Raw genomic sequence first — 15,418 nt, forward strand, 5'->3', positions numbered from 1 at the left:
AGCGAAGTGGTTCAAGCAAGCGATATAGAGTGAGAGCAAGGCAATGACAGAATTATGGTTAACGCTGGTCAATAGTGTTAATGCGGCCCTAGGGGAAGTTCATGTGATGACCGCATGGGAAGCCTTAGCCGTGGTATTGGCCATGGCCTATGTGTTACTGGCCATGAAGGCAAGCGTTTGGTGCTGGGCAGCGGCATTTACCAGCACGGCCATTTACACTGTCTTATTTTGGAAAGTCGCACTGCTGATGGAGTCGGTGCTGAATATCTATTACATGGCCATGGCACTCTATGGTTACTGGCTCTGGACCCAAGGCGGCGACAAACATCAAGGGGTGAAAGTGACTACTTGGCCGCTGAAAACCCATTTAAAGTTGATTGTTGCGACCGGTATTGTCTCCCTTGGCGTTGGCCATGGAATGGCAACTTTTACCCAGGCTTCCTTTCCTTACCTCGATGCGGCGACCACTTGTTTTGCAGTGATGACAACCTATTTAGTCGCCAAAAAAGTGTTGGAAAATTGGCTGTATTGGGTGGTTATCGATCTGGTATCGATTTACCTTTACCTCAGCAAGGGACTGATGCTGACCTCCTTATTATTCGTGCTCTACGTTGGTCTAGCGGTTGTTGGCTATTTCCTCTGGCGCGCCGCCCTTGCCGATAGCCGCAATCCCCATATTGAGTCGAGCGCTGCAAAACTACTCGGCTAACGGCGGCAGATATCAACAGATGATAGCCAATACACAAGGGCTGCGAATGCCTAATAAGCTATTTAACATGATTGTTGTGGTAAGCCGCGAATGCCTAATAAGCTATTTAACATGATTGTTGTGGTAAGCCGCTAATGCCGCCGATTATTGGGCAGGACAAGGATGCGCTGCTTGCGGTATTAGCGCAGGCAGGGCTTACTGATATCAGCCAAATCCAGCCGTTAGCGGATGGATTAAGTAACCACAACTATCATATCGAAACGCCGACGGCGCATTATGTCTTGCGTGAAAACGCCGATGCCGCCGACAGCTTTTGTTCGCGGGAGCAAGAGTTGTTCTATTGGCGCCATCTTGCCAAGGCAAAGCTTGCCCCCGAGTTGCTGTGGGTGAGTGGCGATCAGCGTTATTACCTAAGCCAGTATATCTTCGCACAATCTCTTCCAAGTCTCCCTATAGCATCTCAGTTTGCGCCGCTGATGGAGGATATTGAGGGGAGTGATAATCTGGTCATTGAAAAGGCTATTACGGCAAGTGGGACTTATACACTTGAGCACCCCGAGGTGCCACGCGAGCCAAGTATGACATCAGGTTATCAAAAACTGACCCTGCAAAACTTAAGCTCGAAAGAATTAAGCTCGAAAGAATTTAGCTGGAAAGAACTAGAGTCTCAATGCAGTGCGGCGACCTTTTGCCAAGGTGAAGCGCATATTGAGGCTTGGTTGCAATCTCATGCCGATATCAAGGGCGCAGCGGACAAGCAGGCTTGGTATCCGTCCGAACGGCTCGCCCTATTGGAAGCCATAACACCGAATCGCGCCCACAGCCTGTTACTGCAATTGCTGCAACAGCTTCGCGAGCAAGCGACTGGGCCGTACCACATCAGTATCACTGAGCAATGGCAGGAATATCACACGCAGTTGCTAGACTTTGCCGCAGCGGATAAGGGCGAGGCGTGGCAGAGCCGATTGGCGCAATTGCTCAGCATTCAAAGGCAGATCCATGGCTGGACGGCAACCCTAGCCGATTGTTTACTCAAACCGCAGTTTTGCCATCGCGACTTAAATCCCCATAATCTACTGCTTAAAGATAACCAGTTGTATTGCATCGATTTTGAGTATGCAACCGCCTCCCATCCACTGTGTGAACTGGCCGTTGTGCTCGCCACGCACCTATTAACGCCCGCGCAGCGGCATCTGTTAGTGCGACAGTATCTGACTGGACACACCGGCTTAACCTCGGATGCCATCAAGGCGATACCCGCTGCCATCGAGATGTATTGGGTGTTTGCCGTGTATTGGGCATTATTGATGGCGGCGCACACCCATGGCGAGCGGCAGCAGGAATACTTCGACTGGTTCGATCAATTCTGGCCACTTATCAGCCATGCATCCTAAGTATTTTGTTTCACATTGCCACGGCTTGGTTAAGGTTGTTGTGTTAAAAAAATAAACTTTCTATTAACCTCAGTGTCATAGGATGACTAAGGCTGAACGGATGCAAATTGATGAAAAAAGGTGTGTTGTTACTGGTGTTGCTGTTTGGCTTAACGGCCTGCTCGACCAAATTTAGTTATCATTTTCTCGACTGGGCCATAGGTTGGGAGCTGGATGACTATGTCAGCCTTGATAAAAACCAGCAAAAGGTCGTCGATGGGCTTATCGACAAGTTTGTACTTTGGCACCAATCCGAAGAACTCGGCCATTATGTGGCGCAGCTAACCGAAGTTGAGCAGCAGATCCAAACCAATACCTTAACTCCCGCATTGTGGGCCGAGCATGTCACACTCGCCAAACGGCATTGGTTTCGGCTATTTGAGTTTGCACTGCCGGAAATGTTGCCGATCATCTCATCTTTAACTGATGAACAAGTGAAGCAAATTCTTGCCCAGTCGCGAAAAGACGAGCAGGAATTGATTAAGGAATTTGCCGGTAAAACCCCCGAGCAGTTACAGCAAGAGGCCGATGAGAGTCTTATTGAACAATTTGATGACTGGCTGGGTAGCGTAACGGATGAGCAAAAAACGCTTATTCATCAATATAACCAGCAGCGACTGTCGACCTTAGACATGTGGCTCGATTACCGCCACGAATGGCTGCGCCAATTTGAGGTTGCCCTTGGGCAGCGCAGCGATATTCCGCTGTTGACCGAACGATTGACCCTGCTGATGACGCGCCCTGACGAGCTAAAGTCGGAAAAACACCGCGCCATTTTAAGGCAAAACACCGAAGCCTTCGGCGGCTTGTTACTCACTATCAATGCCAGTCTGTCGGCGAAGCAGTCCAAGCATTTTTATAAAAAGCTGAATAAGCTTATTCAGGATCTTCGTGAATTAAATCAAGAGGGGATCGAAAAAGTGGCAGAAGTCACGAAAGATTAATCCTTAAGCCAAGGTCTATTGGGCAACTCCATCTAATTCTGAGATTGCCCATGTCCCTTGTTAACCTTTATCAAAAATTCCTCAATGCGAGCCGTTATGCTGAGGGGCTTGCCTCCTTAGCCCTTAGGCTGTATCTCGCGCCAGTGCTAATGCAAGCTGGCTATAACAAACTCGCGCACTTTGAAGACACAGTGGCTTGGTTTGCTAATCCCGATTGGGGATTGGGTTTACCTATGCCGACGTTAATGGCGGCGATGGCGGCGGGCACTGAGTTTTTTGGCGCATTTTTATTACTCGTTGGCTTAGCGACGCGGCTGATTTCTATCCCTTTGATGATAACCATGCTGGTGGCGGCGTTTACTGTGCATTGGCCTAATGGTTGGCTGGCGATTGCCGATGGCAGTTCATGGCTCGCCAATGAGCGGGTGCTCGAGGCGGGTGATAAGCTGGATAAGGCCAAATCCCTGTTGCAGGAATACGGCAATTACGATTGGTTGACCAGCTCGGGTAACTTGGTGGTGCTGAATAATGGTATTGAGTTCGCGGCGACCTACTTCATTATGTTGCTGGCACTCTTTAGCCTAGGAGGCGGGCGTTATACCAGTCTCGATTACTTTATCGCGAAGCGTTATAACGTAAAGTAAGCCAAGTGACTTTGCTTGTAACACTTTCAATCCCACCTTTGCGTGGGATTTTTTGTACCTCTTTAGCCGCAATTTGCTATGCTTGAGCCAATTTACACGCACCTATTTTTCAGAACAGGGATAATCACTTGGACGCTATCGAACTTTTACTTACCCGCCAATCCACCCCAAGATTAACCGCGCCAGCGCCCAACGAGCATGAGCTTAAAATCATTTTAGATGCGGCGATTCGAGTGCCAGATCATGGCGCCTTAGCACCGTGGGAATTTATTATTGCCACAGGCCAAGGGTTAGACACCTTAGCGGATATCTATGTCAACGCGGCTAAAGCCAGCGGTGCCGATGAAGATTTTATCAATAAAGCCAAAGGGATGCCGATGCGCGCTCCTATGGTGATTACCGTTGTGGCGAAAACCCAACAACACCCTAAAGTGCCAGTGCTTGAGCAGCAAATCGCAGCGGGCTGCGCCACGATGGCGATGCAGCAAGCGGTATTCGCGCTGGGATTAGGCGCTGTGTGGCGCACTGGGGATTTTGCCTTCGACGCTAACGTGAATGCGGCATTAGGCTTAGCGCCAGAGGATCAAATCGTCGGCTTTTTATACGTGGGCACCCCAGCGGTAGCCGCACCGAAAAAACCGCAAAAGGATGGCAGCCAGTACGCCCGCTACCTATAACCTAGTTTATCCCCTCTGAATGGGAGTCCTTAGTATGCAAGTTGCCCAAACCCCAAGATTGCTGCTGCGGCAGTTAACGCCCGATGATGCGTCATTTATTTTGGTATTACTCAACACCCAAGGATTTATCGACAATATCGGTGATAAGGGTGTGCGTAGTTTGCAAGATGCCAAGGACTATATCGCCAATGGACCCGCGATTAGCTATCGCGAGCATGGTTTTGGCTTGTTTGCCGTGGTGCTGGCCGAAAATGGTTTTCCGATTGGCATTTGCGGCCTGATTAAACGGCCAACGCTGGCGGACGTGGACTTAGGCTATGCTTTTTTGCCACAGTATTGGGGTAAAGGTTACGCGTTTGAAGCCGCTAAGGCCTCACTGGAATTCGGTAAAACCTTAGGGATTGAACGAATTGTCGCGATCGTCAGCCCGCATAATCAGGCCTCTAAGTCGCTGCTGAATAAATTGGGCATGTCGTTTGAAACCCAGTTGCAGCTTACCCCTAACGATGCGCCGGTGGAGCTGTTCAGCTAAGCAGTGGTTTTATGTGCGAGTGAGTGCGTCTACGCGCAATAAAATGGGGAGCTAAGCTCCCCATTTTTATCTCTTTTGCTTTCCCCTTAGGGAATGCGATTAATCCGCTAACAGACCACGGCTACGCAGCAACGGCTCAATGCCAGCTTCTTTACCACGGAAGTTTTTATACATCAGCATAGGGTCGTCACTGCCACCCTTAGACAAGATGTTGTTACGGAAGGCATCGGCAGTCGCTTTATCGAAAATGCCATTTTCTTTAAAGGCTTCGAAGGCATCGGCGCCTAAAATATCTGACCAGAGGTAGCTGTAGTAACCGGCTGAATAACCGCCCGCGAAGATATGCGAGAAGTAAGTGCTGCGGTAACGTGGGCTGATCTCATTAATCAATCCCATGGCAGCTAAGGAGTCGGCCTCAAACTTGGCGGCATCCTTAGGCGTGGTATCGGTTAGGGTGTGCCAATCTAAATCGAGCTTAGTGGCGGCCATATATTCAACGGTCGCAAAGCCTTGGTTGAATTTGCTGGCGGCTTGGATTTTTTTCACCAGTTCCTGCGGGATCACTTCACCAGTTTTGTAGTGTTTAGCAAATTGCGCGAGCACTTCAGGCTGAGTCATCCAGTTTTCGTTGACCTGTGAAGGGAACTCCACATAGTCGCGAGGAACTGCCGTTCCGCCTTGTGAGCGATATTCGACATTGGATAACATGCCGTGCAGCGCATGGCCAAACTCATGGAACAGGGTGCTGGCTTCATCGAAGGTGAGTAACGCAGGTTCATTACCCGCTGGGCGAGGGTAGTTCAACACGTTGACTATAATGGGTTTAGAATCGACACCATTCATATGGTATTGCTTGCGGAACGAGTTCATCCAGGCGCCACCGCGTTTGCTATCACGGGTAAAATAGTCACCCATAAAGATGGCCATGAGCTTACCGTCTTTATCATACACTTCCCAGGTACGCACTTCGGGGTTGTATTTGGGTAAGTCGGTACGTTCTTTAAAGGTCAAGCCATAGAGGCGATTAGCCGTGTAGAACACGCCTTTTAAAGTGCTGTCGAGGGAGAAATAAGGGCGAGTTTGCTGCTCGTTAAAGCTGTACTTCGCGACACGGATTTTGTCGGCGTAGTAATCCCAATCCCAAGCTTGCAGCTTAAACTTGCCGCCTTGGCTGTCGATTAACGCCTGCATATCCGCAACTTCGGCCTTGGCTTGGGCAAGGGCTGCTGGCCAGACTTTGTTGAGTAAGCCATAGACATTTTCCGGTGTCTTGGCGGTGCGCTCTTCTAACACAAAATCCGCATGGGTTTTATAGCCCATGAGCTGTGCACGTTCGGCGCGCAGCGCGGCAATTTTTGCCAGAATGACTTTGTTATCATTGGCATTATTGTTGTTACCACGCTCGATATACCCCTTATAGAGTTTTTCGCGTAATTCGCGATTATCGGCATAGGTTAAAAACGGCGTGATAGACGGGCGTGACGTGGTAAATACCCATTTACCTTCATGGCCACGCTTTTTCGCGGTTTCGGCGGCAGTAGCAATCACATCGGCGGGTAAACCAGATAAGTCCGCTTGCTTATCAATCACTAGCTCGAAGGCATTGGTTTCAGCTAACAGATTGTCACCAAAGGCTAAGTTAAGTTTGCCGATTTCTTCATTCAGGGCGCGCAGCTTGGTTTTATCCTGCTCGCTGAGGTTAGCACCTCCACGGGTGAACGACTTATAGGTGTCTTCCAGTAATTTAGCCTGCGCCGTGTTGAGCTTTAGGCTGTCTTTGCTGTCGTAAACGGCTTTAACGCGTTGAAATAGCTTATCGTTCAGTAAGATATCGTCTTCGGCAGACGATAACATCGGCGAGACTTCCTTAGAAATCGCTTGCAACTCAGGAGTGGTATCAGCGCCAGTTAAATTAAAGAAGACGTTGGATACGCGGGTGACGAGATCGCCCGAAAACTCCATCGCTTCAATGGTATTGGCGAAAGTAGGCTTGTCTTTATTATCGATAATCGCTTGAATTTCTTCGTGTTGCTGGGCTATACCCGCCTTAAAGGCAGGGAGGAAATGCTCGGGCTTAATCTTATCGAAGGCCGGAATTTCCATAAACGTATCATAGGGTTTAAAGAATGGGTTGCTGGCATTTTGGCTGATGATCTGTGCCGACATGGCATTCGGTGCGACTTTCGCCTGCGCCGCAATATCGCTGTGCTGTGCACTACAGCCACTTAAGGCGAGGGCGAGCGTGATAGCGCTAAAGGTTAGTGTGATTGCGCGTGGTTTGAGTGTCGGCGCGTTAAGGGCCTGTGATTTTAGGCTTAGTCCCTTCATGTCAATTCCCCGTTAGGTGATTATTATTCTGTCGGATTAATGGTACGCAAACCATTAATATTATTTTAAGGTGACTGTTTAGCATGTATCCGACTAAGGGTTCCATCGATTTTGTGTTTTGTTTGTAACAAATGGTTAGTCTGCGGTTTTTAATCGAAGAACTATGGCAAACTGAGCCGCGCACTAAGGCAATATTTGGCAAAGGATAAAGCCATTGCATTGGTGCGTTTTTATGTAAGTCCCTAATCATACAAATAATAAATAGGACCTCTATGGAATTGCCTCAGTTTAACTATACGCGCCTCTGTCGTCGTTTTTCTTATTCCCTATTAGCCGCTGCGCTGTGGACATCGACGCAAGCAGCAGCATCGCCAACCACGCTTAGCCAAGATGCGCTTAAGGTGGCCGATTATGCGGTGAGCACCTATGACACGCAGATGGTCGAGAGTCTGGCGCATTTAATCAGTTTTAATACCCAAGCGGTGGAGGGGCAAACGCCCGATACCAACCCTGCATTCATTGGTTTTAAGTCGAGTTTAAAAAGCTTGAGCCAAGAACTCGGACTCGATTATGCCGACCACGGTTATGTGGTGCTGATTGGCCTCGATGCCAATGTTGTCGATACCCAGCGCTCACAGGTTGAGAAATTGGGCATCGTCACCCATGGCGATGTGCAGCCTGCCAATCCCGCGCTCTGGGCCAAGAGCCCCTATGTGCTGGATACCGAGTCTGAACCTGGCAAGCTGATAGGTCGCGGCACTGAAGATGATAAAGGCGCGATTGTCACCGCCATGTATGCGATGAAGGCCATCAAAGATAAACAACTCAAACGGGAAAAACGCATTGAGCTGTTGGTGTATTTAGCCGAAGAGTCCGATTGGGATCCGCTAAAGGCTTTTTTAGCCCATTACACCCCAGCGCAGATGAATATCACCATAGATGCTGAGTATCCTGTGGTTACCGCCGAAAAGGGTTGGAGTAAGATTGGCTTTACTGTACCGAATCTCGAGTCAACGCAGGAGCCGGGCGCGGCAACGAATGTCCCGAGCCTAACGGCATTTTCCGGCGGCTATTTTGCTAGCCAAGTGCCACAGCAAGCCGAGGCGAAAATTCATGCCATCACCCCAAGCTTATTGGCACAGTTACAGGCGAGCGTGGCCAACCAACAGGGGATGAAGTATCGATTCGAACGGACTTGCGAGCAGGCCGTGTGCGACTTACATATTTTTGCCGACGGTAAGGCGGCCCATTCCTCCACACCAGAAGATGGGGTGAATGCCGTGACGCATTTGGCCGCATTACTGCAGCCATACACTTGGCCAAAAACCACGGCAGCTTTAACCGTCGCCGCCATGAATGAGTTAGTGGGGTTGGGGATTTATGCCGAGCAGTTTGGCGAGCTGGCCTATAAAGATGATTTCATGGGCGCTTTAACGCTGGCTCCCACAGTCGTTGCGCAAACGAGTAAAGGGACGGAAGTCACCATTAATCTACGTCGCCCAGTGGGCAAAACGCCTGAGTTACTCTCCGCCCAAGCCAAGGATGCACTGAACAAATGGCAAGTTGAGCATCAAGTGACACTCATCGACGTAGAAAGTTATTGGGGCGAGCCTATGGTGATGAAGGATGCACCGCATCAGCAGACCTTACTCGATGTATTTGCCCACTTTACCGGCATAGCATCTCCCAAACCTGTTGCTATTGGCGGCTCAACCAACAGTAAATTATTTCCCAATGCCTTAAGTTTTGGCCCCGCCATGCCGGGCGTGGAATACACTGGCCACACGGAGAAAGAATTTATTACCCATAAACAGTTTATGCTGAATCTGAAAATGTACACCGCTGCCTTTATTGAGTTAACTGCGGCAAATAGTGTGCTTTCTAATGGGCTTGATTAATTAAAGCGATGGGTGAAATACTTCGTAGAGTGGAGGTTTACTTCGCACGGTTATAAGTCAATGGCGGTTAATCTTAGATAACCGCCATTGCTCTTTAATTGTTAACACAAGATAACAACAGTTCATCTGGCTAAAAGCTTTTATTGCCCCATTCCGTGCTGCGAGTAAAAATCAAGTTCACTTTGAACAAATGAACTTGCAATACTTGAATTAATGTAAAATTTGATAAAAGGGCACCAAGGTTAGAAACAGCTCGTTAACTTGTACTGAGTCTTATCTATACTCAACAGCTAATTCATTCCTAGGAATTTTGGAAATAGTTGAATTTAACGCCTCGACCCGTTTTATGCTATGTGGTACTAGCTAATCTCGTTTTTAAACCCTAAAGGTATTACAGCAATTTCGCTCGATGATGCTCTGCGGAACACTTTCTATTTTTTAGGTTAGTTTTGACAGTATGTCTTCACGACATACATCAAGAATCTCATCAGCAAGAAGAGAATCAGCAGGACAAGATCGAGACAAAACAAGAGCACCAACAGCATGAGCAATTGCGTTTATTCTGCTCTTGCGCTCTTCCAAAGTAGACTCTTTTCCATTCGAAAAACTTGACAGTTGGTTCTCAATTCCAGTCAAAAATGTTTCTTTGAGTGGCTCTGCTTGACGTCCAGCATCAGCACAAAGTGCAGCCATGATACAGCCGTTACCTGGTGCATCACGATGTTCCTTAGAGAGGTATTTTTGCACGAAAGAGACGATGTCAAAATCAGACATTTGTGCATTTGATTGTGCAAAGCTGTAGGCAGCAGCTTCTGCCATCAAGTCAGCTTTAGACTGAAAATGCTTATAAAACCCTCCATGAGTAAATCCCGCTGTAGACATTAACTCAGCGATGCCAACACCATCATAACCACGCTCACGAAACAATACCGAAGCTGTTCTAACGATTCGCTCACGGTTTTCTTGGGCTTGTGCCTTTGTCACTTTCATATTGATTATGTCTCCTCGTAAAAATCATGCTTAGTATACTTTGATGATGGTCATAATCAAAGTGTTGACTTTTTAGATTATGATCGTCATCATAAAGGTCATTCTCCAGTAATAAAACGGAAAACGCAAAAATGACAGATAGTGCTTTATTCCAACCCTACCAGCTTGGATCGATTACTCTTGCTAATCGATTTGTGATGGCACCATTAACTCGTAACCGTGCGGGTGTAGGCTTAGTGCCGAGTGAATATGCTGCCACTTACTACGCACAGCGCACATCAGCGGGCCTGATTATTACCGAAGCAACGCAGATCTCACAGCAAGCGCAAGGCTACCAAGACACACCTGGACTATTCACTCAGGACCAAATCGATGGGTGGCGAAAAGTGACCGATGCGGTACACGCCAAGGGCGGAAAGATTTTTGTTCAACTGTGGCACGTTGGCCGTATTTCTCATGTTGATTTGCAACCCAATGGTGATGCGCCTGTTGCGCCTTCTGCGATCAGAGCGGAAACCAAAGTGTTTGTGAATAACGGTTTCGCTGACGTTTCTGAGCCTCGCGCATTAGAAATTCATGAAATCCCTACCATTATTGAAGATTTCCGCCAAGCGGCAGCGAACGCAATCAAAGCGGGCTTTGATGGTGTTGAAGTCCATGGTGCCAATGGTTACTTATTGGAGCAATTCTTAAAAGATGGCGCTAATCAACGTACCGATTCTTACGGTGGCTCTGTTGAAAACCGTGCGCGATTGCTATTAGAAGTGACCGAAGCCGTTAGTAAAGAAATTGGCGCGGATCGCACCGGCGTACGTATTTCTCCCGTTTCACCAGCAAACGCAATCTCCATCAGCAATCCACAGGAACAATACAACTATGTTGCGGATAAGTTGAATGAGCTTGGCATTGTGTATCTTCATGTTGTCGAAGGCGCAACAGGTGGCCCACGTGATATCGCTCCGTTTGACTACGGTTCACTCCGCCAACGTTTCAAAAACACTTACATGGGCAACAATGGTTATAACACCGAACTGGCGTCTGCTCAGTTAGCAGAAGGCAAGGCAGATTTATTTGCCCTTGGCCGCCCATTCATTTCAAACCCTGATCTCGTTGAAAGATTGAAAACAGGCGCGCCGTTAAATGAGCTGGATGGTTCAACGCTTTATGGTGGTGGTGCCAAAGGGTATATCGATTACCCAACGCTGGCCGATGCTAACGCCTAAAAACATTAACTCGCGAAATACATAAGGTAATTCGCGACTTTTTAACGAACTATTTAGAGAGTAAAACATAATGACAACTTCTACAGTTCTTATCACTGGCGCTTCTACTGGTATTGGCGCTATCTATGCGGATCGCTTTGCGCGTCGTGGTCACGATTTGGTTATTGTTGCCCGTGATGGCGCAAAACTTGAAACTCTGGCCGCCCGCTTGCGCCAGGAATACAACGTCAATGTCGATGTGTTGCCTGCTGATCTAACCAAATCTAGCGACCTTGCTATCGTTGAAAAACGTCTGCAAGACGATGCACGTATCGATACATTGATTAACAACGCGGGTATCGCGCAATCTGGTAGCTTTGTTGAACAAACATCAGATTCAATCGAAAAACTGATCGCGCTTAACATCACAGCACTTACCAGACTTGCCAATGCGGTAACGCCACGTTTAGTCCAACAAGGCAAAGGCGCCATAGTCAATGTGTCATCTGTTGTCGGTTTGGCACCTGAATACCAAATGTCTGTCTACGGTGCTAGCAAGGCGTTCGTCTTGTTCTTATCTCAAGGCATGCACCAAGAATTGTCACCTAAAGGCATTTACGTACAAGCGCTTCTGCCAGCAGGCACTTATACCGAAATCTGGGAACGCGCGGGAATCGATATCAGCAACTCCTCACCTATGATGGAAGTCAATGAACTCGTCGATGCGGCACTGGTTGGTTTCGATCGCAAAGAACTGGTCACCATTCCGCCATTGCATAAAGAGACACGTTGGGATGATTTAGAGAAGGCGCGACAAGGATTGCTTTCAGACATCGAGATGTCGCATGCAGCTGCGCGTTATAAAACAGCCTAAATAACGTTCGAACCTTAATTCAGTGCGTTCCTAAGGCATTGACAATCAAAACCTTGTTTAAGGATTTAAAAAATGACCAATAAACTTGTCGCGCTGGTGACGGGCGCCTCATCCGGCATTGGCGAAGCCACGGCCATCAAACTTGCAGCAGCTGGCTACCGCGTTTACGGCACCAGCCGACGTGGGGCAACTTCGAGTGGCGCTCGCTTTCCAATGCTGGCGCTTGATGTGACTAATGATGAATCTGTCGAAGCTGCTGTTACCGAACTGCTTCGTCTTGAGGGACGCATTGACCTTTTAGTTAATAATGCGGGTTTTGGCGTTGCCCCCGCAGGCGCTGAAGAAAGTTCAATAGAACAAGCCAAGAGTATTCTAGACACAAACTTCTTCGGTATTGTCCGTATGACTCGTGCAGTCGTGCCACATATGCGCCGTCAAGGATCAGGCCGGATCATTAACATTAGTTCAATCATAGGTGTTGTACCTATGCCTTATGTGGCCCTTTATGCAGCCAGCAAGCATGCCGTTGAGGGTTACTCGGAGGCGTTAGATCATGAATTGCGAACACGCGGCATTAGAGTGTCATTAATCGAGCCGGCGTTTACCAAAACCAAATTCGAAGCAAACAATGTCCAACCTGATTCTATGCTTCCTGAATACGACAAGATCCGCGCTAAGCTGACTAAAGTTGTAGAGGAGGCGATGGAAGGTGGCGACACGCCTGAAGTCGTCGCGGAAGTGGTGCTAAAAGCGGCTCAGGCAACTAAGCCTCAATTACGTTATACCGCTGGTAAGGCAGCCAGCCAGCTTAGATTTTTACGCAGATTTGCCCCTGCCTCCGTATTGGATAAAGGCATACGTAAAAGCTTACGGATTGATGAGAGAGGATAACACCTGTGAGCTTTCGACATGTGGCAATACTCACTTCCTTATTGTTTCTAGCTTTAGCCCTTGGCTGGATGTTATGTCCTGAGCAAATGCTAACGCAATGGGGAGTGCAATATAGCGATGGCACAGGTGTTGTTAGTCGCCGTAGCGCGGCATTTTATATAGGATTCGCCATCATGTTTTTCGTGGCTAGAAATGCAGAGCATTCAGCGACCCGGATAGCGCTCATAAAAGGAATAATAACAACTTGTACAATACTGATATTACTCGGTGTTTATGAGTTTTCAGTCGGTCAAGCGAATAACAAAATCCTGATAGCGGCGTTGATAGAAGCGATTTTAGGATTGGCATTTTTGTATGTTTGGCGCACATCGATTCAAAAACATCACGTTAGCAATAAGTTGAGAACACATCAATGAAAGCACTCACCCTCAAAAAATACCATAAATCATCACCCATCATTGAGTTTAGTGATGTCCCTAAGCCGACAATCAAACCCAATGAAATGCTCGTAAAGGTCTACGCTGTAGGCGTAAATCCTATCGACAATATGATCCCAACAGGGACGTTTAAACCTATTTTGCATTTTAAGTTGCCAGCAACGCTAGGTAGCGACTTAGCGGGAATAGTCACTGAAGTTGGCAGCCAAGTCACACGCTTCAAGCCAGGAGATGCTATTTTTGCAAGCATCTTTGATCTAGGTATTGGCTCGCTTGCTGAATTTGCTGTGGTGCCAGAAAGTACGGCTGCGCTGAAACCGGCTAATCTTGATTTCGTGCAAGCGGCCTCAATCCCAATGGTCGGCCTAACCGCTTGGCAAGCGCTAAAAGAACGCGCCAACCTTAAAGCGGGTCAGAAAGTGTTTATCCCCGCGGGCTCAGGTGGAATAGGGACGTTTGCGATTCAGCTAGCAAAACACCTTGGCGCAACGGTGGCAACCACCACAAGTACCCATAATGTTGAGTTAGTTCGAAGTCTTGGTGCAGATACGATAGTGGACTATAAAAAACAAGCGTTTGAAGCAGAGCTAAATAACTATGATGCCGTATTAGGAACCACAAGAGGCGACACCATAGAGAAATCCATCAACATCCTTAAACCAGGAAGCAAAATTATCTCTCTTGTTGGCCCGTTAGACGCGGCTTTTGCGCGGGCACGCAAACTGAATGGGATATTAGCCTTTGTATTTGGTTTGATGAGCCTGAAAATCAACCGCCTCTCGAACAAGAAAGGTGTTAGCTACTCTTTTCTCTTTGTTCGCCCCGATGGCAGCCAACTGAGCGAAATCAGCAAACTCCTTGAAGCAGAAACTATCAAACCAGTTATCGACAAAGTCTTTACATTCGAACACGCAAAACAAGCGCTGGCTTACCTCGGCGAAGGGCATGCCAAAGGAAAAGTTGTTGTCAAAATGCATGATTAACACACAGCAGTATTCATTTATAAGCATCGCATAAGCTGCATTTACGGAGAGCAATGTTATGGATATCGCTTAGTTGAACCGAGTTTTTTAGACTTTTCATTAAATGAGTAAACCTGCTTATTCAAGTGAAGTGTTAACAAATAAACCCTGATCTGAGCAACCTCCCATATCCGTACAGCAGAAATTAAAACTGAAGCTCGGAAGTGTACTCAGAAAATAGGTGTTGTCGCAGCAGTCAGTTAGCTCTTGTGATTTCATCACCAATCTCTTTGCAACTAAAAGCAGGTTGCCATACTTTTAATAATCCGAAAAGTAGAGATTAGAGCAAAGTGTCTATCACGCTTTTGTCCCAAAGCGAGCAGGTATCTTCTTTAAAAACGACATCCGAAATGACAGTTGGAATCAACACAAACCCAACTGTCTCTTGAAGCGTTCTTCTGGCTAAAAACTCTTTGCGACTATATGGCCGAGCTAAATTAAGTGTGGAATAAATTCAGGTAGGTTAACCGCATTTTAGCTAGAGCAGGCAATTTCCTTGGGGCATGCTTGGGGTTGTGATGTCGGCTTTTAGCACTAAGACAATCAAAAAAATAACACCTAATAACGGAAACAATCCCAATAGTGCGCCTAGCATCCCTGTGAGTTTAGGATTCGTGGTCTTTTTGCGGCCGAGTGAATAACTCAACATGCCGAAAAACATCATGCTAGCTAAGAGCAATAGCAAAATCAGCAAGAACATTGTCACAATAAATTCCTTTTTAATTCATATGTTAGAGCTGGATAATAAAGAGCGAGTTGATGCTGAGTCAATCTTATTTATCAGGACTGAGCGCTATGGCGGTGGGTTGAAGGTGAGTTTCATTTTTGCAGCGTAAA

Annotated in this window: 15 protein-coding genes; 12 read left to right on the plus strand and 3 right to left on the minus strand. The window is 47.5% G+C overall.

Going from position 1 to position 15,418, the window contains the following annotated elements; translation table 11 throughout:
• Positions 1–43 precede the first annotated feature (43 nt).
• From pnuC to CBX96_RS03480, 6 genes are all read left to right on the plus strand, one after another.
• A complete protein-coding gene (gene pnuC / locus CBX96_RS03455; RefSeq protein ID WP_109285697.1) occupies positions 44–709 on the plus strand; it encodes a nicotinamide riboside transporter PnuC in 666 nt (221 codons plus the stop codon).
• Positions 710–843: 134 nt separating this feature from the next.
• The gene (locus tag CBX96_RS03460; protein ID WP_109285698.1) at positions 844–2,103 is read left to right on the plus strand and encodes a phosphotransferase; all 1,260 of its coding nucleotides are present in this window, start codon (positions 844–846) and stop codon (positions 2,101–2,103) included.
• 110 nt (positions 2,104–2,213) lie between these two features.
• Entirely contained in the window at positions 2,214–3,086 is an 873-nt protein-coding gene (locus tag CBX96_RS03465; RefSeq protein ID WP_109285699.1) for a DUF6279 family lipoprotein, read from the plus strand.
• 50 nt (positions 3,087–3,136) lie between these two features.
• Positions 3,137–3,730: a DoxX family protein gene (locus tag CBX96_RS03470; protein ID WP_109285700.1), complete on the plus strand. Its 594-nt coding sequence runs from the start codon at positions 3,137–3,139 to the stop codon at positions 3,728–3,730.
• Between the two features lie 128 nt (positions 3,731–3,858).
• Entirely contained in the window at positions 3,859–4,407 is a 549-nt protein-coding gene (locus CBX96_RS03475; protein WP_109285701.1) for an NAD(P)H nitroreductase, read from the plus strand.
• A 34-nt stretch (positions 4,408–4,441) separates the two neighbouring features.
• The gene (locus CBX96_RS03480) at positions 4,442–4,939 is read left to right on the plus strand and encodes a GNAT family N-acetyltransferase (protein ID WP_164717868.1); all 498 of its coding nucleotides are present in this window, start codon (positions 4,442–4,444) and stop codon (positions 4,937–4,939) included.
• A gap of 99 nt (positions 4,940–5,038) precedes the next feature.
• Here the strand turns inward: CBX96_RS03480 and CBX96_RS03485 are convergent, their stop codons facing one another.
• A complete protein-coding gene (locus CBX96_RS03485) occupies positions 5,039–7,267 on the minus strand; it encodes a M3 family metallopeptidase (RefSeq protein WP_109285702.1) in 2,229 nt (742 codons plus the stop codon).
• 272 nt (positions 7,268–7,539) lie between these two features.
• On the opposite strand from CBX96_RS03485, the gene CBX96_RS03490 reads away from it, so the two are divergent.
• Complete coding sequence (locus tag CBX96_RS03490) at positions 7,540–9,165, plus strand: dipeptidase (protein ID WP_109285703.1); 1,626 nt, start codon at positions 7,540–7,542, stop codon at positions 9,163–9,165.
• Positions 9,166–9,603: 438 nt separating this feature from the next.
• On the opposite strand, the gene CBX96_RS03495 is transcribed toward CBX96_RS03490, so the two are convergent.
• On the minus strand, positions 9,604–10,155 hold the full coding sequence (locus CBX96_RS03495) for a TetR/AcrR family transcriptional regulator (RefSeq protein ID WP_109285704.1): 552 nt from the start codon (positions 10,153–10,155) through the stop codon (positions 9,604–9,606).
• A gap of 131 nt (positions 10,156–10,286) precedes the next feature.
• Between CBX96_RS03495 and CBX96_RS03500 the strand changes: the two genes are divergently transcribed.
• The 5 genes from CBX96_RS03500 to CBX96_RS03520 all read left to right on the plus strand — a co-directional run bounded on the left by CBX96_RS03500 (position 10,287) and on the right by CBX96_RS03520 (position 14,542).
• Positions 10,287–11,378 carry an alkene reductase gene (locus CBX96_RS03500; RefSeq protein ID WP_109285705.1) on the plus strand — a complete coding sequence of 364 codons (1,092 nt, stop codon included), beginning with the start codon at positions 10,287–10,289 and terminating at the stop codon, positions 11,376–11,378.
• Positions 11,379–11,448: 70 nt separating this feature from the next.
• Positions 11,449–12,231: an SDR family oxidoreductase gene (locus CBX96_RS03505; protein WP_109285706.1), complete on the plus strand. Its 783-nt coding sequence runs from the start codon at positions 11,449–11,451 to the stop codon at positions 12,229–12,231.
• Positions 12,232–12,303: 72 nt separating this feature from the next.
• The gene (locus CBX96_RS03510) at positions 12,304–13,122 is read left to right on the plus strand and encodes an oxidoreductase (RefSeq protein WP_109285707.1); all 819 of its coding nucleotides are present in this window, start codon (positions 12,304–12,306) and stop codon (positions 13,120–13,122) included.
• A 5-nt stretch (positions 13,123–13,127) separates the two neighbouring features.
• A complete protein-coding gene (locus CBX96_RS03515) occupies positions 13,128–13,538 on the plus strand; it encodes a hypothetical protein (RefSeq protein ID WP_109285708.1) in 411 nt (136 codons plus the stop codon).
• Positions 13,535–14,542 carry an NADP-dependent oxidoreductase gene (locus CBX96_RS03520; RefSeq protein WP_109285709.1) on the plus strand — a complete coding sequence of 336 codons (1,008 nt, stop codon included), beginning with the start codon at positions 13,535–13,537 and terminating at the stop codon, positions 14,540–14,542. The genes CBX96_RS03515 and CBX96_RS03520 overlap by 4 nt, the downstream gene beginning before the upstream one ends.
• Before the next feature lie 517 nt (positions 14,543–15,059).
• Here the strand turns inward: CBX96_RS03520 and CBX96_RS03525 are convergent.
• A complete protein-coding gene (locus CBX96_RS03525) occupies positions 15,060–15,287 on the minus strand; it encodes a hypothetical protein (RefSeq protein ID WP_375136844.1) in 228 nt (75 codons plus the stop codon).
• Positions 15,288–15,418: the final 131 nt, after the last annotated feature.

It is taken from the genome of Shewanella sp. BC20 (assembly GCF_003129585.1).
GTDB classification, from domain to species: Bacteria; Pseudomonadota; Gammaproteobacteria; order Enterobacterales; family Shewanellaceae; genus Shewanella; species Shewanella seohaensis.